Raw genomic sequence first — 23,297 nt, forward strand, 5'->3', positions numbered from 1 at the left:
AGCACTCATAACTCAGCACTCAGCACTCATAACTCAGCACTCTTAAGGGGCAGAAGATGATAATTAAAGCAAGATATTGTGAGTAACATCAAACAGCTATTGGTACAAGCCGAGGCAGCACATAATGCCGCTGATTTGTCATCACTAATTCAATATTTGCAACAGTTAATTTTAGGTGCAGACTCGGAAGATCCAGAGATAGTTAAAAAGAGAGAATATCTTCTAAAATTAACACTTTCAATCTTAGAGATGGGGGATTTTCAGCAACGCTGGGAAATTAGCAAAGTGTTGATTCACTTTGGTGATATTGCTATACCACCACTGATTGAAATATTAGAAGATGAAGATGCAGAAGAAGAATTGCGCTGGTATGTAGCAAGAACTTTGGGTGAATTTAAACACCCAGAAGCGATCGCACCAATAGTTGAATTGCTGAAAAATGATGAGGATGAAGAACTCAAAGCGATCGCAGCTACAGCACTGGGACAAATGGGTACTGTTGCTATTGCTTCACTAACCGAACTTCTATTAGATGAAAATACACGATTGTTAGCAGTGCGATCGCTTTGTTGTATTCGGCAGCCAGAAACCATTACGCCGCTGTTAAGTGTAGTGCAAGATCCACAAGCAGCAATCCGTGCCGCCGCAATTGAAGCCCTCAGCAGTTTTCATGATGAACGTGTACCGCCAGTATTATTAAAAGCTTTGGATGATACAGCTGCCACAGTCAGGCGTGCAGCAGTGCTTGGTTTAGGTTTTCGCCCCGACTTATACCAAGCATTAGATTTAATAACGAGACTGCAATCTAAACTTTACGACTTTAACCTTGATGTTTGTTGTGCAGCCGCAGTTACCCTTTCTCGGATTGGTAGTGATGACGCTGCTAAACACTTATTTGATTTGCTGATTTCACCCCAGACACCGATAACGCTGCAATTAGAAACCATCCGCGCTTTAAGTTGGGTAGGAACGTTATCGAGTTTGGAATATTTACAAACAGCACTGAACCAAAGTACATCAGAAACAGTGTGGCAAGAAATTGTCACAGTTTTGGGACGAGTCCAAAAACCGCAGTTAACTACACCAGCCGCCGAAATCTTACTGCAAATACTGCCATGCCTTTCCTGCGGAACGCTACGCGAACGGCAAGCTTCGCTAACACAGCATCCGGCCACAGAGATTCCCAGCATCAAAAGTGCGATCGCCTTGTCTTTAGGACAGTTAGGCGAAATGCAGGCAATTGAACCATTGATTTCGCTGTTAGGCGATTCTAATGCATCGGTGAGACTGCATGCGATCGCAGCGCTGAAAAATCTGGGTGGAGAAGCCACACATCAACAATTGCAGCAGTTAGCGAATAATGACGCAATCGCACCAGATTTAAAACAAGCAATAGCGATCGCTTTAGCTGAATGGTAAATTTTAGCTATAACTGACAATAAAAGTATTCCTTAAGTCTAAAGTAAGACACACCTGAAGTATGAAGTTATAAGTTCTCTGGCGAAATAAGATTATGAAGTATTGTTAATAGAGGCTTATACGTTGGCAGCATCTAGCTGCTTATAGTCTCTAGTTCATTTATATCCAAATAACTACAAGCTAATGTCAAAAAAGTAATTATATTTATTGAGGAGCAAATCCTGCTTAAGTGAGCTATCACTTGTACTTAATTAAGTAAGCCAGTGTAAATAATTAAAAGTTTGTAGTAGACCTATTCTTTCGGTAAAGCAAGTTACGCCTCACGTCTTTTAGGGTTTTATCTAATCGTTTGCAAGCTCTAAAACGTTTCATGCTTTTCACCCTCATAGGCTAAAATGCCAGCCAAATTAATCCCTGCGATATAAATGGTTTTGGTCTTATGGTAGAAGTCAGGCAAAAAACTAGCAGTTATCTTGTGTAGCAGTTACAAAATAATTCACAATAAGTAATTAAAAATCGGGTAGAAATGAATATTAATTTCATATTTAAAACAAATTATTATTCTTTATCTATCTATTCTGGACAAGCGACCTTAGTCGTATGTTCTTAATCCTAAATGACTAATTACTGATTATGAATTATTTTGCTTGATCTAACCAATGGTGAGTCGTTGTGGCATATTTAAATGCTTTCAGTTTTCCAAAAGAAGCTAGGCGAAATACTCCTCACCTCTTGTAAAAATTTACCTATTGAGCAGTGGATTGAGTAGACAATATCGATTTTGAAAATCAATCACTCACAAAAATCTAGAACATAAAGGAACCACAAGTATGAAACCTTTGAATTTATCTAAAACTGTTTTAGCTACTGTCTTTGCCATCAGTTTCGCTTCTGTATCCTTACCTCCTTCAGTTTTTGCCCAGAGTGGAGGTTCTGGCAGTGGTGGCTCCAGTGGTAGCTCTAGCTCAGGTAGTGGAGCTACAGGCAGTGGTACAGGTACTGGAACTACAGGTACTGGTACAGGCAGTGGTACAGGCAGTGGTCTAGGCACTGGTACAGGCAGTGGAAGTACAGGCAGTGGTCTAGGCACTGGAACTACTGGTAGTGGTACAGGCACTGGTACAGGCAGTGGTCTAGGCACTGGTACAGGCAGTGGAAGTACAGGCAGTGGTCTAGGCACTGGAACTACTGGTAGTGGTACAGGCACTGAAAGTACAGGCAGTGGTCTAGGGACTGGAACTACTGGTAGTGGTACAGGCACTGAAAGTACAGGCAGTGGTTTAGGGACTGGAACTACTGGTAGTGGTACAGGCAGTGGAAGTACAGGTAGTGGTCTAGGCACTGGCTCAACGGGCACGGGCAGTGGAACTACAGGCTCTGGAACAACGGGTACTGGAACTACAGGCTCTGATTCCACAGGTACTGGAACAACGGGCAGTGGAATTACAGGCTCTGGAACAACAGGCTCTGATGCCACAGGTACTGGAACAACGGGCACTGATGCCACAGGTACTAACAGAAATACAGGCGTCGTAACTTCCGAAAGAAATACCGATCGCGGTTTCAATTTGGGTTGGCTAGGTTTGCTTGGCCTAGCTGGTTTAGCAGGTCTGACTCGTAATCGCGAAAAAGTCCGGGCTTATAGCGACCCTAATGAAGTAACAGGTTCTCGCTCCAGATAGTATTAACCACACTAGAACTATTACAAAACTCGGAAAACCGCCAGAGGCTCAAGCCTCTGGCGGTTCAATTATTTTTGCGATAGGTTTCTCTAAAAGTCTTGTCTGAAAATTCATATATTTCAGCAGAAAGTAGTCAATTCTTTTTTGGCGAGATTTTCCGAAAAAATCGGTGCAAGGCGCATAATTGACGATAAAGGCGGTAAAAACTGATTTACTTAAATATCAATTCGAGTCAAAGACCTGTAACAAATTCTACTAAAATGCTTTCAAAAATCCGTTAACTTAATAAAACTGATAAATGTAATTCAGGCTACATAAAAATGCGCCTAGAGCAGTTGCAAGCCTTTCTAGCGATCGCCAAAACCGGCAGCTTTCAACAAGCAGCGCGAACATCTGGTGTTACCCAATCGACAATTAGTCGCCAAATCCAAGCATTAGAAGCAGATTTGGGGATAGAACTGTTTCACAGAAGCACTCATGCCAAACTAACGCTAGGAGGTGAACGTTTGTTACCCCGCGTCCGCAAAATTTGTCAAGAGTGGCAGACTGCTACAGAAGAATTAGCCGATTTAATTGCCGGAAAGCAACCAGAACTTTGCATTGCCGTGATTCACTCCCTATGTGGATCTTACTTACCACCAGTGTTGCAAAAATTTTGTTATGATTATCCAGATGTGCAATTGCGGGTGACTTCATTAGGAAGCGATCGCGCCCTCAAAGTCCTCAAAGATGGATTGGTAGATTTAGCAATTGTGATGAATAATCGCTTTTTAACCACCAGTAAAGAAATGGTGGTAGAAGTACTTTATGATGAACCTATAGAAGTTTTAACCGCAGCTAATCATCCCCTAGCCCAATATGAATTCATCCCTTGGTCGGAGCTAATTCGTTATCCCCAAGTGGTTTTTAAAGATGGTTATGGGATGCAACGCTTAATACAAGATAGATTTGAGCGGATGGAAGCTACACTCCAGTCGGCTTTAGAGGTAAATACCCTAGATGCCTTCCGGGGAGTGGTGCGCCAAGGAAAATTGATAGCTTTGCTACCTCAATCAGCATTACTAGAAGCTCGTCTTGACCCTACCCTGGCGATTCGTTCTTTAGCTAGCAATAATACTAATAGTTTGGTAGATGGTTCAAGTTTGACTCGGCGGGTAGTTATGGTGACAACTCAAGACCGTCTGCAAATTCCCCCCATCAAACACTTTTGGCAACTAGTGCAAGAAAATATTCCACTACAAATTAACCAGCAGCGATCGCCTTCGTCAACCGCCATTTTGTTGGACAACGTAAGTTAATTAAATTAACGTTAGTCATTAAGTGGCATGATCAGACAAAAACAAGGGAAATAGTAGCTATGTTGCAATTTGAATGCTGATTAGCTTACCACCAGGAAATTTGGCGGGTGGCACAAATTTTCTCAATTGGATATGTATATATGGATATTCGCGTTTACAGACTTTGTAGAAGATGATTTTTTGGGATCTGTCCTTAAAAAATTTATATAACCCTCATTATTTTTATGACTATCAAGCACATGGTAGTTCTGTGCGCTTCCTTTTCCCCTCCATGCGTTAATCACGTCATCGCAAATTTTCTGTGAAATCTTAAAGGTTGGATAATAATTCCATCTTCCTGTCTTCGTCCCATCAGCTGTTCCATCATTCGTTTGTATAAAAGTTTCAATTTTATTGATGAAACTCTGTACTTCTTGTTGATGCTGCTCCTGCTCTTGGGCCTTTTTTTTCTCCTGCTCTTGGGCTTTTGCCTTGGCTTTTTGGTCTTCTGTAGCGGGTGCTTTTACACTAGCAGGTAGTCCACTCCCCCACACTCGCTGCACATTTGCGGTATCTAATACTCCCCCCTTCTGCTGCACAACATGGGTCAACTCATGCGCCAACAACTCCTGTCCGCCCCGACTCCCAGGATTATATTCTCCCTGCCGAAAAAACACATCCTGTCCCGTCGTGAAAGCACGCGCCTGAATTGACCGATTCAACTGGTCAGATTGACCATCCGTGTGAACCTTCACGCCACTGAAATCTGCGCCAAATGCCTGTTCCATTGGTTCGCGGATGTTGTCTGCGATCGCCTGTCCACCCCCCCGTGCTTGGTTAATGGAGGCTTCCAGGTTTGGCGCACCAGCCATCCCAGCCTGACGCTGCACCATCGGCTTCATTTGTAATTCTTCCTCATCCTCTGGCACTTCCTGCCGTTGCAGCGTGCTATTATCCAGAGATTTCATTTGCAATTCTTCCTCATCCTCTGGCACTTCCTGCCGTTGTAGCGTGCTATTGTCCAGAGATTTCATTTGCAATTCTTCCTCATCTTCTGGCACTTCCTGCCGTTGTAGCATGCTATTGTCCAGAGATTTCATTTGCAATTCTTCCTCATCCTCTGGCACTTCCTGCCGTTGTAGCGTGCTATTGTCCAGAGATTTCATTTGCAATTCTTCCTCATCCTCTGGCAATGCTTCTCGTTGCACTAAAGGCGTGATGGAATTCGCTAGAGGTTTCATCTGCAATTCTTCTGACTCTGGCAATGCAACTCGATGAATAGACTGGCGATTTACAGGTTGCGCCATTCTTTGCATTACCTGCTGTGCTACGCTATCAGCTTCCTGTTCGTATTTGTCTCCAGGCTGGCTAATTGAGAGTTTTGCTTGGGTACGCAGTGGTATGCGACTGATATCGTGAGTAAGTGGTTTATGGAATGGTTGTATTTCAGGAACTGCTTGGCGTGAAATTGCCGACGACTCCAAACCAAAGCCGCGTATCGGTTGTTTCAGGGATGGAATTGAGAAGCCTGTACTAGTTTTTTTCTGCCGGCTGATGTGTTCTCTCATTTTCTTCTCCAGATGCCCAAGCAGTAGCTAGATAAATATTTTGCTGTTACTAACATCTAGAGTACTGCGATCGCACTCACAACACAATTTATCGAAAGTATAAATTTTCTGTAACTCAATTCTTATGGTATCGGGCGATGCCTGCGGCGGGCTGCGCCTACGCACTACGCCGACCGCAGAATGATAATGGTGGCGCATTGGATTTTAGGGGCGCAAGGCCTTGCGCCCCTAAAATCCCCCAATTTGGCGGATAAATACTTGGGTGATAAATCTATGAATCGTTGAAAATTGCCAATCCTGGGGAATCTGACATAATTTATCAATAGGTAATGCTCATCCGCGTTGTCTAGGCGCGGATGAGCATCTTGTCCATCACAACAAACTAAGGTTAGATGTAGCTGTAGTTTTTGCCTGGTAAGCCTTTTTGACACCAACCCAGTTACTAGCAATTGGCATTCGCCAACCGGTTCCAAAGGCGCGATCGGTGATTTTTAAGCCGGGGGGTGCTTGTCGCCGTTTAAATTCAGCCCGCGCCACCATTTGAATTACTCTGTCTACAATCACCGCATCGTGACCGGCTGCAACAATTTGCGCTGCTGATTGGTGGTTGTGAATCAGGCGTTGCAAAATATCGTCCAAAACTTCGTAAGGCGGTAGAGAGTCTTGATCGACTTGGCCTGGTTTGAGTTCAGCGCTGGGTGCTTTAGTCAAGACGTTTTGCGGGATGATTTCATTATTGCGATTTAACCAATGGCAAAGTGAATACACACGGGTTTTAGGAACATCTGCAATCACTGCTAACCCGCCATTCATATCGCCGTAGAGAGTACAGTAACCAACAGCCATTTCTGATTTGTTACCGGTAGATAAGAGAAGATAGCCAAATTTATTAGCGATCGCCATTAATAAATTACCGCGAATCCGAGATTGGATATTCTCTTCAGCCAATCCAAACTCGGTACCCGCAAACAAATCACCTAATGTTTGATCGAAGCCTTGCATTAACTCGCCAATTGGTAAAAGATTAGTCTTAATCCCCAAATTTTCAGCTAACGCCACAGCATCACTGATGGAATGCTCTGAACTGTAAGGGGAAGGCATGAGAACACCGAGGACATTTTCTTTACCAAGTGCAGCTGTAGCGATCGCAGCTACTATGGCAGAGTCAATCCCACCGCTTAAACCCAACACTACTTTAGAAAAACGACACTTACGAGCGTAATCTCGCACTCCTAAAACCAAAGCTTGCCAAATTTCTTCATCTTCTGATTGATATGCAGGTTCTACAGAACCTAATTGAAAATCCCGTTGCGCTTCGTCAAATTCAACAACTACTAAATCGGTATCAAAACCACGGGCACGACACATAACTTCACCTTGACGATTCAAGGCAAAACTCCGCCCATCAAAAATTAGGTCATCATTTCCGCCAACCTGATTAGCATAAATCATTGGTTGTTGAAAACGTATTGCACTATGCCTGAGCATAGTTTCACGAAACTGCTGTTTACCAACTGTGTAAGGCGAAGCAGACAAATTTACAATCAAATCTACACCCAAAATCGCTAAATCAGCAATCGGATTCACTGCATAACTACGTTTGCCCCAGAATTCCTCATCATTCCATAAATCTTCGCAAATAGTTACGCCAATATCGATATTATCTAAAGTGAAATAATTAGCTTGCAAGCCTGGTTCAAAATAGCGACGTTCATCAAATACATCGTAAGTAGGCAAAAGTCGTTTATGAAAAATTTGTTTAACCTTGCCATTTTCTAACAAAGCCATACTGTTAAATAAAGTTTTACCACCACTAATAGATGCGTTGAGGTTTGGTTCAACAGTTCCTACCAACACAGCTAAATTTGGTGGTAAATCCTCAGCCAAGTTTTGTAAAGTGATGCCCATCGCTTCCACAAAACTAGGATTTAGTAATAAATCTCTTGGTGGATAGCCACACAAAGAAAGTTCTGGTGTCAACAATAAACGCGCACCGCTAGAAACTGCTCGTTGTGCCGCCTCCAGGATTTTTTGGGCATTTAAAAGCAAATCACCAATAGTAGGATTAATTTGAGCGATCGCAATTTTCATATTATTTGTCATTTGTCATTTGTTAAGAGTCATAAGTTACTCTGGATTTAGGTGATTTCTGATGAAAAAAATACCGATGTTGACGAGTTTCGACAACTCTTGGAGACGCTACACGTAGCTTGCTTCCCCGCAGGGGTACGCTCAACTCTCGACTACTCAGTTGGTTGAGCGAACTTGTACTGAGCGAAGTCGAAGTAGTCGAAACCAACGGCTATGGTAATTTTATTACTAGAATTCACCTTAAGACTTTTACCTCTGGACTTTGGGTAGACATTGGTTAAATAAACACCAAAGGTTTATCTTTTAAAGGAGCAAAAGCTTCAGCGTCAAACTTATACAAACTAGCCGGACGACCAGCACCTCGTGATACCTTAATTCCGGTATCGCATAAAAAACCTAACTTCAGTAGACGCGCTCGAAAATTAGAATAATCGGAAAAGTTATCACCTAAAACTGTGGCGTATAACTGATATAAATCATTCAAGGTGAACATTTCTGGCAAGACTTCAAAAGCCACTGGGCTATACTCTAATTTATTTCGTAATCGCCTGTGTCCATAAGCCAGAATTTCGTTATGGTCAAAAGCTAATTGCGGCACTTGTTTTACCGGATACCAAGCTATGCCAGTCATGCGATCGGCAATCAATTCGGCTTCCTCAAATCGCACTAGGGCAAAGTAACTAACTGATAAATAACGCACACCATAACTATCAGTTGCTTCCCGTGGATCGCGATTCGGCCCGCCAAATGTATACAGTTGTTCTAAATAGAGATTGTTAACCTTTATTTTCTCCGCCATAATGCGATAGGCGGCATCTTCTAAAGACTCTCCTGGACGTACCAAAGTACCGGGAAGACTCCAATGATTTAAAAATGGTTCTTGCTGTCGCATTACGAGTAGAACTAACAGCCGATTTTGTACAGTATCTACAGAAAAAATTACATTATCAACACCAACCTTGAAATCGGCCAAAGGTTGTTGGTTTAACGGAGTTGGTATCTTTTTTGTTGAACGTCCTGGCATTCGTACAAATGCTCTTGATTAATATAGGCAACTACAGGGGCTGTGAGGGCTTGGGGATCTCTATGTTCACGGTACGCTGTTGAGGAAACATCTAGACCGGTTAGACTAGCGATCGCAATTTTCCCTCCCAGCTTTTGCACTACCTCTGAACTAGATTCATCTATTACATATCCGGGTCGCGGTACAATCAGTAGTTGCACTTCCTGTAACAAATCTTCAATGCGATACCAACGTGGTAGCTGATTCAGTAAATCTGAACCAATAATCATCGTCAATTGGGCGTCTTCACCCCAAGTAAGCTTGGCTTTTTCCACTGTTTCCAGCGTTCTGAAGCTACTCAATTCTTGTTCCAAAGCAATATTGTGCCGTGGCGTGTCTATATCCGCAATCAACAATCGCAACATTGCCGCCCGATGTTCCAAGGGTGTTTGATGGGACTTAAATGGATTATCTGCTGCCCAAACCGCTACCCAATCATAACGCTCAGATAACCAACTCAGAATTTTTTGATGTCCCGCAGTTGGTGGATCGGCACTAGTACCAAACAAAGCAATTTTCATCATCTTACTTTGCGTCCTTCTCTACGAGACGCTGCGCGATTGCGGTTCGCTTCTTAGTTTCCTCTGTCAACTGTTGCAATGCGGCAGAAATTTCCACCTGCATCCCTACAGGACGATCCAAACGCCGTATTTCTTGTGGCAAACTCGCAACTGAGACAGCAGTACGCTGACGAATTGTTGCCAACGATTCCAAAGGCTGCACCCGTTCACCTTGTTGGACTACTAACTGCAACAAAGGTTCTTCTTCTAAAGCAATTTCACCTAAGAGTCCCAACCTGTCTGCTTTTACCTTACCTCCCGTAAATGAACGAAAAATTTGCTTACGCCCTGGATAAGTAACTTTACCACTAGACTGCTTCATCACAGGGATGCCATCAATGTCTACAAGTTTATAAACTCCATTGACAGGCGAACCTGTAACTAGTCGCGTTCCCAACCCGTAACCATCAATTTCGGCCCCAGCAGCTTTTAATCTAGCAATTTCCCACTCATCCAAATCACCACTAGCAAAAATTGGCACACCGGGAAGGAGCGATCGCACCTGTTTTGATAAGGTAACTAAATCTCCTGAGTCCAATCTCACTCCTGTTAATTGCATTTCCCCAGAATTTACTTTTTCGGCCAAGCGCCCGGCAGCAGCAATGGTATCGTAAGTATCAATCAGCAATGGCGCACCCGGAAAATAGCGATGAAATGCACTAAAAGCTTGTTCTTCAGTACCTTCTATTGCTGACAACGCCATCACTAAGGCGTGTGCCATCGTACCACTTGGCTGTTGTCCCAGTTGTAGCGCTGCTAACACATTAGAAGTGGAATCTAAACCACCCGCCAACGCCGCCCGTGCTGCCCACAAAGACCCCTGCGGACTAAATGCCCGTCTGGTGCCAAATTCTAAAAGTGTTGCTGATTCTCCCGCTACATCCCGCAACCGGGCTGCTTTTGTGGCAATCAAAGTCTGGTAATTAATCGTATTCAGGAGGTAAGTTTCCACTAGTTGCGCTTGCCAAAGTGGTGCTTCCACCCGCAACAGTGGTTGATTGGCAAACACAGCCGTCCCTTCTGGTACTGCCCAAACATCACCCGTAAACTTTCCCTCAGCTAAAAGTGACCAAAAGCGATCGCCTGCGTGAGCAAAAATTCCCGTTGCTTGTAATGCCGCAATTTGCGCGGAACTAAAGCGGATTTTGGCTAAATATTCTAATGCCTGCGTCAGCCCCATTGCAATTAAATAACCAAAACCCTCTGGCAACCGTCTGACGGACAATTCAAAGCTTGCCCGTCGTTGTTCTATACCAACGCCAGTGTAACAAGCTGCCATCGTCAACTGGTAAAGGTCGGTCAGCAAGCTGTAGTCATCGGCAGAAAGGTTCAGTTCCGGGTTCTGCTGGCTCTGCTGTTTATATACATAGTCCAAATCTGGCAAAGTTGTCATGCAAGAGCTTCCTTACAAGATGCTTCTTTTATTTATGGTAATATTTACCATAAATAATGTCAACTCCCAGCAAGTATATTGTCTGAGATTGCCGTATAACAGTAGATTTATCGGTAGCTTAATATTAACTTCATCAAAAACTTAATATTTTTTAATAGTAATGACTAGCAATAATGTTAATTAGATCGGGTGGCTAATAAAGGAAAATAATATCCTGTCAGATAAAGTTTGTTTTGCTTCGCTCTTTTCCCAAATGGTTTGAAAGAAACAACTATGTTACAATTAGAATCAAAGAGAAAAGTTTGACTTTTTGACAAGCTAAAGTATTGCGAAGTTATCTAAATAAACATTGCATATATTCTCAATATATTGAGAATATAACCAAGGCTTGAATATTAGGATTACATTAGTAAGCATCACCATTAAAGCGACTCGAAAATAAGGAGTCCAATATTATGGATATTTCCAAAATCATTGCGAACATAACCCAGTATATTTCTGAAGCTGCAATGCGGATTTTTGGTCCTACGGATGATGCTTATCCTGCTGTTGGCATACAACCTTTTACAGGTGAGCCTTACGATGAAGATACAGATGATAATTGGTAGGTGCCGATACGGCATTGATAAATAGGAGTCAAAATTCAGAATTCAAACGAGGGCAATTACTGGGGAGTTTAGGCAAACCATATATAGCTGAGTGCTGAGTGTTGAGTGCTGAGTGCTGAGTGCTGAGTGCTGAGTAAAAATCCAGTTTTTTCAAGACTTTGAGCAATCAACACTGTCCTAATCTGTTTGACTACGGCTATAATTGAAAACCACGAAATTGTAGATTGAGCTTCGTAATTAAACCCCTTTATTTAAAAGTAGTGGCGTATTAAAATACGTCACTAGCCAATTCCTTCTGCATTCTGGCTCCTGATGAATAGATAGGTTGCAACAATCATATAATTTATTTAGGCCTCGTGTGGGCGCGGTTGCTTCTATCTCAATTAATTCACCATCAATTAGTTCATAGCGATCGCACTCACCGTAATGGCTAATAAATTCATCAACGGTTAGGAATTTTGGGGCTAATTGAACCATTGTGATTATTCCCAAGAATCGTAGAGTGTGTGTAAGTTTTAATATAATTCAACCCACTAAGATAAAGGCGTGAGAAAAAACTCACGCCTTTTTATTTAAACTTTTTGATTGCCGATTGCTAAGAGTTCTAAAATCGCTCCATTTGTCCAGCCGAAACCAACTTCGTTAGAACTATATCCAAAACAGATTTCGTCGGAAACGTTGGCAGAACAGCGTTCAACATCATATTTCTCAACTAGGGTATTGTGACGCTCGAATTCTTTAACTACCATAGCGAGAAACTTGTTGGCAATGCGATCGCCTTCTGTATGATACCCATAGCGATGAAGTCCCTGGACAGCAACTAATGTCAATGGTGCCCAGCCAAAGGGAGCATCCCACTGGTTGCCGGTGACACGAGTACTGGTAAAAATTCCGCCTGGGGCTTCAAATAAAGAGAGATTTTCTACGACACGCTTGGCTTGGGTTGGAGAAGCAATTCCCAGCCACAGGGGATAGAACGTGGTAGCAAATTCGTAGCGGCGGCGTTCTCCACCCTGGAAATGATAGTCGAAATAGAGTCCCTGTTCTTCATCCCAGAGACACTTATCGATGCGATCGCGGCGGATATTCGCACGATCACGCCATTGCCGTTCTAATTCTTCATTCCCAAAAATATTGTGGATTTGTCCCAAGTCTTGTTCTACTTGATACAGCAAACTATTGAGGCACACAGGAGCATAGTGGAGGATATCAGCACTGAAAGGGCCAAATCGATTGGTGATATCAAAACCAGACTCGCGCATGGTGCGATCGCTTTTGTAAAATAAGTGCGTCAGTTCGTCTTTTTCTCGGTTGTAGTAAAGACTAACGTCATAATCCTCAACCTCAAAGGTTTGGTAATATTCCTTGACGCGATCGTAGTGGCTTTTTCCCTCTTCATCCCGCTCGGAAAACAAAACTTCTGGCGCTGGGCCTTCCCCAAAGGCATAGAATCTAGACAAGCCTGTTGCAGGATTCAGGTGAGGCGGTACTACCCAGTAATAATAAAACTGTTCTAGGATCGGTATGGTTAACTTTAACCACTCTTTATCCTGGGTGTGTTGGAATAGCGCCAAAACCATCATACTGAGGACAGGGGGCTGCGATCGCGACAGCATATAAGTCCGGTTGGCATTGAGGATCGTGCCGTAATGTTGCACTTGGTACAATAACTGATCTACTTGGCTTTGCGCTAGCTCCAATTCTCCATCGTGCAAAAGTCCTAGTAATATAAAGTAGCTGTCCCAGCCATACATTTCGTTGAAGCGGCCACCTGGTACGAGATAAGGCCCTGGTAGGTATAGTAACCCATGCTCTTTAATTGCCTCCGCTTCAGTTGGCAAAGTGCGAATTTGCAGCTGTTGCATATCTTTGGAAGATAGCGATCGCTCTAACACAGTCTGAATGTTGGGACAATCTTCTGAGGGTGAAATGTAGACAATCCAGGGAGTTTCTGTTTTGTGGTCTAGCTTGGTATCCTTTGCAGATTGTAATAAGTGTTCGTGCGATCGCGTTAAGGTTTTCCAGGTTTTTTTGATGTGGAGGCGCACAGCGTCTATCTGCGCGGTGGTCAGTGCTGGGGTCATAATTCTGAATTGTTTTTTCAACGCAAAAAAGAGGCAGCGCGGTCTTCTCCCAAAGGGAGAGGCTAGCGCCAAGGGGGTTTCCCCCATGAGGACTGCCGTCGCCAAGGGAAGCGCAGAGGAACGCTGAGGTTTTATAGGGTTCTCTCTGCGTGGGATTGATTTTTGTTTTTACTCGATAGTGCTAATTAAGAGGGCAACTGGGAAATGGGTGAGGGCTGTTGCGATTGATAGGGTTTCTGTAGCTTGTAAGGGTTGCTGAGTTAGGACGTTTTTCCAGGTGGAGGAAGTTCCGGGGGGTAGTTGCAGGTGTGTATCTCGCCAAACTGATTCGCCCAAGGGGTTTTCTCCTGGCTGGATGAGGCTGGTTAAAAAGCGGGGTGCGATCGCGATCGCTGTTTGATTTCCCTCGCGCCGTGCAAAGGCGATAATGTGATTGGCGTAGGTTCCTTGAACTTCTAACGGTAAATAATCGCCGTCCTGGAATAATGAGACATAGTTTGTTCTGGCTTGGAGTAATTGAGCCGTTAAAAACAGTTTGATTCTACCGTCTGTTTTGTCGTTTAGTAACTCCTGAATCAGTCCGAGAATGTCTGTTTTTACCTGTTCACGGATGGCGCTTAAGTAAGTACGTCGCTGTTCAAAATCCACGGGACGACGATTGTCTGGATCAACTAGACTTAGTTCCCAAAGTTCTGTTCCTTGGTATACATCTGGTACGCCAGGGGCGGTAATCTTCAGTAGAGTTTGGGAAAGGGAATTGAAGATACCATACTCTGCAATTCGCTGTTGAAAGGGACGAAAGGCTTCTAGAAATTCCCCGGAGAGGGAAGGATCGAGTACTTTCTCAATAAAGGAGGTACAAGCTTCTTCATACTCGCTATCAGGTCGTAACCAGGCTGTATGCACCTTTGCTTCTCGGATTGCCTTTATTATATAATCCTTCACTCGTTCTACAAAGGATGCATGTTCATGTTCGGCAAAAGGAAACGCCCCTACTAGGGTTTGATAGAGAAAATACTCATCGTTGCGATCGGGTATAGCGAAGCCGTGGCGATCGCTACGATGTCCTCGATTAATCGCACTCCAGGTATTTACCTGCTGATCCCATTCATCGGGAATTTCTGAGAGGACATTCAATCTGGCCCGCACATCTTCGCCGCGCTTGGTGTCGTGGGTGGCTGTGGTGTTCATTGTGTGAGGCCAGGTTTCTTGATGCTGTTTGTTAAAGGCATGAAATTTTGCTAGGTCGATGCCAAAATGACCAGGATTTCCCCCAACTTCATTCAGTGACAGCAACCGATTGTAAACATATAATGTGGTATCTTCTACGCCTTTTGCCATTAACGGGCCACTGTATTGCTGCATTCGCAAGACAAAATATATCCACTGTTCGCGTTCTGTTTGAGTCAGAGAATTATCAAACTCTAGCAGCATTAACTTTTCAATAAAGGTCAGTTCGTTTTGCAACAGGGGCGTTTGTTTTTTGGCTTGATCAATTACTTTCTGAATGGTAGCGCGATCGCTTTCTCCAATTCCATCAGGCGTAATGTAGGTGCGGTAAATCGGGAACAGTGTCAAAACTTCGGCGATCGCTCTTTTTAATCCATTCAGTGTAAAATCATTGCCATAGCGATATTTGCTGGAAACGTTCTTTAACAAAAGTGCCAAATTGTCAATATCACCTGCTAAATTCTTTTCCAAAATCAGGTGTTTTTTATCCTTCACTACCGAGGCATAATCTACTCTGGAACTAATAAAGTTCTGGTAAACTTTATCGAAGGATGATTCATTTTCTGTTTGACAAAATACGCCATTTACATAGTTGAGAAAGTCATATCCAGACGTTCCTTCAATTCCCCAGTTTTCCGGCAATTCTTCGGTGAGTTCTAAAATCTTCTCGACGGTGATATAAACATCTCCCATCTTTTCCCGCAGCCTTTCTATATACTGGATTGGGTTATAAAGTCCATCAATATGGTCAATCCTTAAACCTGTAAATTTGCCTTCTTCAACCAGTTTTTGAATGAAGCTATGGGTATTATTAAAAACCCGCACTTCTTCAACTTTAACGGAAATCAGTTCATTAACAGTAAAGAAGCGGCGGTAATTCATTTCCTCCGCGCCAACTTTCCAGAAGGCAAGGCGGTAAAATTGCTCATTCAGTAATTCATCTAGAAGGTTAAAGCTTTCTGAATTACCTGGTTCTCCATTAAAAGTTTCGATATTCTCGTCAATGAACTCGCGGATGGTGTCGTTTGTAGTGTAGAGTTCCCAAAGCAATCCTTTAATAAATGCGATTTGGTCTTGTCGCTGTTTTCCGGCAACTTCTGAGGGCACACTTTTGAGAATGTAGAGAATTCCCAATAGCTTAATAAAATCGGGATGATTGCGTCCCAGTGTCCGGGTGAGTTTACCCAGATTATGGGTGATAAATTTTGTGTAAGATTCTAACCGCAGTGGCAGTTTTAAGCTGTAATAGTTGACGGTTAAACCGTTTTGTTCATATTGCAGTTGAATGTGTCCGTTTTCTAGGGATGTACCATAGAAATCTCCCAGCAACGGCGCGAGAATTCGCTCTTGGCGATCGCCAAAGGGAGCATTCCAAGAAAGGTCGAAGTAGTCGGTATAGCTGGAATCTGGGCCGTGTTCCAATACGTCCATCAAGTAATCGTTTTCGCTGCTGTAGGCCATGTGATTGGGCACAATATCTTGTAACCAGCCCATACCAAGGGATTGAATTTCACTAACTAATTCATCAAAGGATTCATTAGTTCCCAATTCTGGGTTAAGTTGAGTGGCATCTACTATATCGTAGCCGTGTGTACTCCCGGATCGTGCTTTGAAAATGGGGGAAGCATATAAATCAGAAATACCCAAATCTGCTAAATAAGCTGCGATCGCTTTGGCGTTGTCAAAGCCAAACTGAGGTGTAAATTGGATTCGATAAGTGGCGGTAGGAATTCGCATATTTTTTTAGTATGGAGTGGGGAATAAGGGTTTTGAGGGTAAACGCTGAACATTTTAGAGGATGTTTGAAAAGTTCTCTTTTCGGTAGTAAAAGGGTATTACCCCCCTTAATCCCCCCTTGTAAGGGCAGGGCTGATTCATTCCATTTCAAACAGGATTTGTCAAGATGGTTAGCAAGAAAATTGTAAGTAAGCGTGACGAAGAGATGAATATTTAAGCACTGAAATATCAGTAAAATAGTTGGTTTCATCGGCACGCTAGTAACAAAATAACTAATTTTTAATTGCTATAACCCTTGATTTTTAAAGCTCTTTGGGGAATGAAACAGCCCTGCCTTGTAAGGGGGGAAACAAGAAATCTAGTTCCCTCCCCTTTACAAGGGGAGGGTTAGGGTGGGGTAAATTTTCAGGGAGATGAATAAGTGCCTTTAAACCTTTATGCTCGAACGTTGAAGTTATAAGGCTGAAAGTTTAAGTTCTAACTCTCCCCCTCATGCTTTTTCATAGAGTACTAAACTAGTAGGTTGCAATTTCACTTCTTCGCCCACAGACAAATGTTCAGCAGCTTCAGAACCATGCCCAGACCATGAGGTATCAGCAGAGTCCAACAATTTATTCGCATTTTGCTCAAACGGCAGAGTCACTGTCACTGGAGACGAATTGAAATTCATCACAAATATTATTTCACTTGATTCGCACCAACGCCGCACGATCACCAATTCCTTCTCTTCATCGCTAGTTGCTTCGATGAAATTGCGGTCTTGGTTAAGAAGTGCTGGATGTGTCTTCCGTAAATTAATTAACTGACGATACCAATCCCAGAGAACTTTGTGCTTTCCTTGATTGCGTAATTCCCAATTGAGTTTAGACTTGAGGAAAGTTTCTGCCGATTCGGGATCTGGGGGATCGTCTGCATAGTGAAATGCTTCAAATTCTTCTTTGCGTCCGGCTCGAACTGCTTGAATCAAATCGGCATCGGAGTGACTGACAAAGTAAATGAAGGGTGCAGTTTCGCCGTATTCTTCTCCCATGAATAACAGGGGTAAGTTGGGCGATAGCAGCACAGCGCCAGCGGCTAACTTTAATCCTTCAAAAGAGATCCGCTGACTGAGGCGTTCTCCTTTCATTTGATTGCCGATTTGATCGTGATTCTGAATGCAGATTGTAAACTGTGATAAAGGGCGATCGCGGCAAGATACGCCATGAAATCTCTTGCGGTGTGGTGCGTACTTCCAATCGTAGACAAAAGTATCACTATAAGCTTTTGCTAAATCAGCACATTTCCCAAAATCTTGATAATATCCTTGGCGATCGCCTGTCAACAGTGTATGCAATGCGTGGTGAAAATCATCACTCCACTGAGCATCGAGTCCATATCCACCCAATTCTGCTGGACGAATTATTCGCGGATTATTCATATCGCTTTCGGCTATCAGATGGCGTTTCCATCTTTGCCCTTGTTGTGAGAAATGATGAACTGCTTCCGCCAATTCCCACAAAAAATGCTTCGCTCCCAAGTCATAAATTGCTTGAATGGCATCCAGGCGCAATGCATCAATGTGGAATTCGCCCAACCAGTAAAGCGCATTTTCAATAAAATAATTTCGCACGCCCTGACTATGGGCATCGTCGAAATTCATCGCTTCGCCCCACGGGGTTTTATAGGTTTTAGTAAAGTAGGGCGCGAACTGACTCATATAATTGCCTTCCGGCCCAAAGTGGTTATAAACCACATCCAGCACAACGGCGATGTTATTTTGATGGCAAGCATTTACCAGTTGCTTGAGTTCGGCTGGACTACCGTAGGAATTTTGGACAGCATAAGGATAAACGCCATCATAGCCCCAGTTGCGATATGCCAGAGATGCTTCAATATGAGTATCTCCCGGAACCTGCGAGATGGGCATGATTTCAATGGCGTTAATTCCCAGTTCTCTGAGTTCTGGTAAACGGGGAATGATGGCGGTAAAAGTTCCTTCCGGCGTGAATGTCCCAACATGAACTTCGTAGAAAATCATTGATTCCACAGGAATCCCAGTCCACCCTTCATCAGTCCACTCAAAATCATGATCGACAATTTGCGACGGCCCATGCACCCCTTCCGGTTGATACTGCGACGCCGGATCGGCAAAGTTGTCTTGGCCATTCAAGACATACCGATAAAGCGTACCCGGATACACATCGTTGACTTTCGTGTGCCAGTATCCCTCAGATTGAGGCTTGAGGGGAATTAACTGCTCTTCTGGCGTCAAAATTTTTACCGTGACGCTATCTAATAGCGGAGACCAAACTGTAAATTCACACTCTCCGTTACCCAAGTATTGAGCACCAATTTTCACGCAGTATCCTCCCATCAGTTCAGTTTGTTGTGCCGAATTGTGGCGCGATGGCGTACACGCCCGCCATAGGCGATCGCAAATGTCATTGATTGCACAATATTTACAAACACGCCAGATAGCATAATGGTTGGTCTACCAGACTTTTTGCTAGCATCTGGAGGCGGATTTTTGACCAGAATAAATTCAGTCTAATGACAAATGTGGGAGAAATGACGGAGAAAAAACCGGGCATTCGTAGGGTAGCACGGCTGTTCACTCCTACGGCTTGCAGCTACCATCCACACAGTATGCCGATTGATATGTATTAGAACGCTTACCAAATATGGTGTAGCGGTTATCGCGGATTTGTTCGTAAAAGCGATCGCCTGCCCATTTCACCCCCGGCAATGCTCGATAAGCGTCTACAAATATACTTCCTGCTGGCAATAACCGCCCAATTTCTTCTGCGGCATTACTACCTTGCCAACGTCTCTGAGGGTCATTGCCATCAATTAAGATCATTCCCTGTTCGCAATCTTGGGCTGAAATTCCCCACTGTAAAAGTGTTTGCTCATCTTGCATAGGACTGTAGCGAAACAACTTTCCTTGGTCTAAGGTTTCTAGCAATTGCACTAGGGTAACGCAGAGATTACAATTTCCGTCGTAGATTACGTAATAATTCATAAAAATAATGGCTCATTTGGCAATTGAATTGTCGGATGTATCTAAACACGACTTTGGTATTCTAGCTTAGAAAACTGTAGCGATCGCTCTTACCTTACCGAAACCAATCTCCAGTTCAAATATGCATAATGTCATCTAGCTTCAGTTGTAAATTTGGCAAGACATCAGAAAAAATAGTATCTCCTAAACGATATTGTTGTTGCTGGTACACACCATTCACTAACTGACAAACGGTAAAGGTTGGTTGTTTGGGATTGCCGATAAACTGCAAACCACCTAAGCCACGAAAATCCACAATCCAATATTCTGGGATGTTAAGAAAAGCGTATTCTTCCACTTTTCTTGCATAATCGTCTTGCCAATTAGTACTCACAACTTCAGCAACAAGCTTAATAGTACTGCCGTTACAAATAATCGGTTCTTTTTGCCAAAGCGGTTCTTTACTAAGTTCGGTTTTATCTAAAACAATTACATCAGGACGCAGTGCTGTCGCTTCAGCCGCAGGTGGTTTTATCAGACAAGTTTTTGGAACTAGCCAGTTGAAATTAGAATTAAAAATTTCGACATAGATTCTACCTGCAATATTACCTGCAATAGCTTCGTGTGGCCCTGTAGGTTCCATGTCTCTTAATTGCCCGTCGATTAATTCGTAGCGTGTATTGTCACCATATTGGGCGATAAATTCCTCAAAGGTAAGTAGCTTGGGCGAGGTGTAGGTCATTATGTTTTGACTTGACGTAGGCTTATTGTAACGAAGGTACTATCAAGCAAAACTACCATGAGGCGGCGAATTAATTGCGTAAGCATAGCCCGCACTTCTCTACGTTCGCGCAGCGTCTGTCTGCGACACGCTGCGCGTAGCTTGCTTCCCCGGAGGGGTACGACAAAGCTACTTCTCTGCGAGAGGCTGCGCCAACGACTGCGCTCAGTACAAGTCAGTGACTACCACCGCAGGCATTGCTCTTGTCTAACTAAACCAGTGCGAAGTAAAACGAGGCTGTATTAACGTAACAGGTCGATGCATTAACATAACGGGTCGATGCATTAACATAACGGGTCGATGTATTAACATAACAGGTCAATGTATTAACATAACAGGTCAATGTATTAACATAACGGGTCGATGTATTAACATAACGGGTCGATGCATTAACATAACGGGTCGATGTATTAACATAACGGGTCGATGCATTAACATAGCAGGTCGATGTATTAAGTCAAACATCGCTCCCAGTTTCCAGTTATCATGCCTTTGGAATGGTATTTGCTTAGTTTTTTCATTAATGAGAAAATATTCATGAGATATAAACTCTTGGGCAAAAGCGGGTTAAGAGTCTCTGAACTCTCCTTGGGAACCATGACCTTTGGTGAAGATTGGGGTTGGGGTGCATCTGTTGACGAAAGTCGGAAAATCTTTGATAGCTATGCAGAAGCAGGGGGAAATTTCATTGACACCGCCAACGGTTATACCGATGGTAGCAGTGAAAAAATTGTCGGTGAGTTGATTGCTAAAGAACGAGAACGCTTTGTAGTTGCGACAAAATATTCCTTTCCCTTGCAGATGAATAACAAAAAGGGCGACCCTAACGCCAGTGGAAACCATCGCAAGAATTTAATTCAGTCTTTAGAAGGTAGCCTGAAACGGCTGAATACCGATTACATTGATTTATTCTGGTTGCACGCTTGGGATTTCACAACACCGATTGAAGAAGTTTTGCGATCGCTTGATGATGTAGTGCGTCAAGGTAAAGTACTTTACATCGGTATTTCTGATACACCCGCTTGGATCGTTTCCCAAGCAAATACCATCGCCCAATACCAAGGATGGACGCAGTTTGTCGCTTTACAAATTGAGTATAGTTTAATTCAACGAACACCAGAACGTGACTTGCTACCGATGGCTAAAGCCTTAGATTTAGCAGTAACACCGTGGTCGCCTTTAGGTGGTGGTGTGCTGACAGGTAAGTATAATCAGCCTCCTCAAGAGAGTAGCGAACAAGGAAGATTAGTAAATCCAGTGTTTGGAACTATTTCAGAACGGAATTTAGCGGTCGCTCAAGTTGTCAGTGAAGTTGCAACCGAAATTGGATACACACCTTCACAAGTAGCATTAGCTTGGTTACACGCTCAAAGTGGTGTGATTATTCCGATAATTGGGGCACGTAAATTAACGCAGTTTCAAGATAACTTAGCTTCTTTAAATATCACCCTCTCGCCAGAACATTTGCAACGTTTAAATGAAGTGAGTCAAATTGAACTGGGTTTTCCCCATGACTTTTTGCAGAGTGATGTAATTCGCGATCGCCTTTTCGGTGGTACATTCAATACCATAGAAAACCATCGTATTTAACTAATAGTAATAAACAGTAACACATTCAGGCATTAATTCAATCCATCGTCAGAGAGTTTCGCCTAGCCTTGCAATTCTGTAGAGTTGGATTTAAAAGGCATTAACAACGTAGAATCATGAGTGACAACAGCATTACATCACGTTTGTACCCTACCCGCATTGACATTCCCGCCGAAGCGCGAGTTCAAATCGTGGTACTTCTCAACCAAAGCTTGGCAGCTACTTCAGACCTAAAAACCCAAGCAAAGCAAGCGCACTGGAATGTTAAAGGAACTGACTTCTACCAGCTACACCTATTATTTGATGAACTTGCTGGGGAATTAGAAGGATACATCGATATGCTAGCTGAACGCGTTACAGCTTTAGGCGGATATGCTTTTGGAACAGCGCGCGCCGCAGCTAGTAATTCAATTTTGCCAGAATATCCCTTAGATATTTTGGATGGTAAAGACCATGTGACAGCGTTGGCAGATCGTTATGCACTCTACGCTAAACATCTCCGGGAAGCGATCGACAAAACTGATGAATTAGGCGACCTCGATACTGCTGACCTTTACACCGAAATTTCCCGCACCATTGACAAACGACTCTGGTTCTTAGAAGCTCATTTACAAGTAGCAGAAATTAAGGCAGAGAATGGCAAAGCGGCTACTACTAAAACTCAAAAGATCCCTGCTGGTGTAAAGTAAGCACTTTTGAGAGACACTTAATTTACTAATAGGGTGCATTAGACTAAAGTTTAACGAACCCTATGATAACGGTATCTTAATGTGAGTTATACGAAATTCTCTACCTAGAACTAAAGTTCAAAAGTGTCTCTCTCCGACTCGGAGAGGGGCATTTTTATGTGGTAAAACTAATTAGCCGTCTTGAATAAATGCAAAATTCGCCCACCCTGCGGGATCTTGCTACATCCCCTAACCCCTTCTCCCAATATTGTGAGAAGGGGGACTAAATTCAAAGTCCCTCTCCCAAGTTTGGGAGAGGGATTTAGAGGATGTTTGAAAAGTCGTGATTGATGTATCAAATATTTTTTACCCGTCCCTAACCCTCCCCGTATGTATTGGGGGAGGAAACCAGATTTTTCTTGTTTCCCCCCTTTACAAGGCTATGGTGTACACACATCTTTGTAATGAAGCCCAAACCCTGGAATTACCCCCCTTAATCCCCCCTTGCCAAGGCAGGGCTGTTTCATTCCATAAGATGAAGGAGTTTGTCAATATCATGAGAGATA

At 43.2% G+C, this 23,297-nt stretch carries 17 protein-coding genes; 6 read left to right on the forward strand and 11 right to left on the reverse strand.

Features of this window, described 5'->3' with window-relative positions:
• Positions 1-75 precede the first annotated feature (75 nt).
• The 3 genes from RMY27_RS16615 (at position 76) to RMY27_RS16625 (ending at position 4,399) form a co-directional block, all read left to right on the forward strand.
• Positions 76-1,419: a HEAT repeat domain-containing protein gene (locus RMY27_RS16615; protein WP_322665032.1), complete on the forward strand. Its 1,344-nt coding sequence runs from the start codon at positions 76-78 to the stop codon at positions 1,417-1,419.
• An 830-nt stretch (positions 1,420-2,249) separates the two neighbouring features.
• Positions 2,250-3,101 (forward strand): WGxxGxxG-CTERM domain-containing protein, encoded by an 852-nt coding sequence (locus RMY27_RS16620; RefSeq protein ID WP_322664996.1) that lies wholly within the window; start codon positions 2,250-2,252, stop codon positions 3,099-3,101.
• A gap of 320 nt (positions 3,102-3,421) precedes the next feature.
• A complete protein-coding gene (locus tag RMY27_RS16625) occupies positions 3,422-4,399 on the forward strand; it encodes a LysR family transcriptional regulator (RefSeq protein ID WP_322664998.1) in 978 nt (325 codons plus the stop codon).
• A gap of 122 nt (positions 4,400-4,521) precedes the next feature.
• On the opposite strand, the gene RMY27_RS16630 is transcribed toward RMY27_RS16625, so the two are convergent.
• From RMY27_RS16630 to RMY27_RS16650, 5 genes are all read right to left on the reverse strand, one after another.
• Positions 4,522-5,946 carry a DUF4157 domain-containing protein gene (locus tag RMY27_RS16630; RefSeq protein ID WP_322665000.1) on the reverse strand — a complete coding sequence of 475 codons (1,425 nt, stop codon included), beginning with the start codon at positions 5,944-5,946 and terminating at the stop codon, positions 4,522-4,524.
• A 372-nt stretch (positions 5,947-6,318) separates the two neighbouring features.
• Entirely contained in the window at positions 6,319-8,037 is a 1,719-nt protein-coding gene (locus RMY27_RS16635) for an NAD+ synthase (protein ID WP_322665033.1), read from the reverse strand.
• A 277-nt stretch (positions 8,038-8,314) separates the two neighbouring features.
• Positions 8,315-9,061: an NUDIX hydrolase gene (locus RMY27_RS16640; protein WP_322665002.1), complete on the reverse strand. Its 747-nt coding sequence runs from the start codon at positions 9,059-9,061 to the stop codon at positions 8,315-8,317.
• Positions 9,022-9,621: a nicotinate-nucleotide adenylyltransferase gene (locus RMY27_RS16645; protein WP_322665035.1), complete on the reverse strand. Its 600-nt coding sequence runs from the start codon at positions 9,619-9,621 to the stop codon at positions 9,022-9,024. Before RMY27_RS16645 ends, RMY27_RS16640 begins: the two co-directional genes overlap by 40 nt.
• Before the next feature lie 4 nt (positions 9,622-9,625).
• On the reverse strand, positions 9,626-11,053 hold the full coding sequence (locus tag RMY27_RS16650) for a nicotinate phosphoribosyltransferase (RefSeq protein WP_322665004.1): 1,428 nt from the start codon (positions 11,051-11,053) through the stop codon (positions 9,626-9,628).
• A gap of 455 nt (positions 11,054-11,508) precedes the next feature.
• On the opposite strand from RMY27_RS16650, the gene RMY27_RS16655 reads away from it, so the two are divergent.
• A complete protein-coding gene (locus RMY27_RS16655; RefSeq protein ID WP_322665006.1) occupies positions 11,509-11,661 on the forward strand; it encodes a hypothetical protein in 153 nt (50 codons plus the stop codon).
• Between the two features lie 237 nt (positions 11,662-11,898).
• On the opposite strand, the gene RMY27_RS16660 is transcribed toward RMY27_RS16655, so the two are convergent.
• The 6 genes from RMY27_RS16660 to RMY27_RS16685 form a co-directional block, all read right to left on the reverse strand.
• Positions 11,899-12,138: a hypothetical protein gene (locus RMY27_RS16660; protein ID WP_322665008.1), complete on the reverse strand. Its 240-nt coding sequence runs from the start codon at positions 12,136-12,138 to the stop codon at positions 11,899-11,901.
• A 95-nt stretch (positions 12,139-12,233) separates the two neighbouring features.
• Complete coding sequence (locus tag RMY27_RS16665) at positions 12,234-13,745, reverse strand: trehalase family glycosidase (protein WP_322665010.1); 1,512 nt, start codon at positions 13,743-13,745, stop codon at positions 12,234-12,236.
• 168 nt (positions 13,746-13,913) lie between these two features.
• On the reverse strand, positions 13,914-16,712 hold the full coding sequence (gene treY / locus RMY27_RS16670; protein ID WP_322665012.1) for a malto-oligosyltrehalose synthase: 2,799 nt from the start codon (positions 16,710-16,712) through the stop codon (positions 13,914-13,916).
• Positions 16,713-17,202: 490 nt separating this feature from the next.
• On the reverse strand, positions 17,203-19,050 hold the full coding sequence (treZ, locus tag RMY27_RS16675) for a malto-oligosyltrehalose trehalohydrolase (RefSeq protein WP_322665014.1): 1,848 nt from the start codon (positions 19,048-19,050) through the stop codon (positions 17,203-17,205).
• A gap of 258 nt (positions 19,051-19,308) precedes the next feature.
• Positions 19,309-19,713 carry a thiol-disulfide oxidoreductase DCC family protein gene (locus tag RMY27_RS16680; RefSeq protein ID WP_322665016.1) on the reverse strand — a complete coding sequence of 135 codons (405 nt, stop codon included), beginning with the start codon at positions 19,711-19,713 and terminating at the stop codon, positions 19,309-19,311.
• A gap of 115 nt (positions 19,714-19,828) precedes the next feature.
• The gene (locus RMY27_RS16685; protein ID WP_322665019.1) at positions 19,829-20,434 is read right to left on the reverse strand and encodes a Uma2 family endonuclease; all 606 of its coding nucleotides are present in this window, start codon (positions 20,432-20,434) and stop codon (positions 19,829-19,831) included.
• A gap of 576 nt (positions 20,435-21,010) precedes the next feature.
• Here RMY27_RS16685 and RMY27_RS16690 point away from each other — a divergent pair.
• A complete protein-coding gene (locus RMY27_RS16690; protein WP_322665020.1) occupies positions 21,011-22,063 on the forward strand; it encodes an aldo/keto reductase in 1,053 nt (350 codons plus the stop codon).
• Positions 22,064-22,179: 116 nt separating this feature from the next.
• The gene (gene dps, locus RMY27_RS16695) at positions 22,180-22,752 is read left to right on the forward strand and encodes a DNA starvation/stationary phase protection protein Dps (RefSeq protein WP_322665022.1); all 573 of its coding nucleotides are present in this window, start codon (positions 22,180-22,182) and stop codon (positions 22,750-22,752) included.
• The last annotated feature ends 545 nt before the right edge of the window (positions 22,753-23,297 follow it).

The sequence above is a fragment of the Nostoc sp. DedQUE09 genome (assembly GCF_034530915.1).
Classification (GTDB): Bacteria; Cyanobacteriota; Cyanobacteriia; order Cyanobacteriales; family Nostocaceae; genus Nostoc.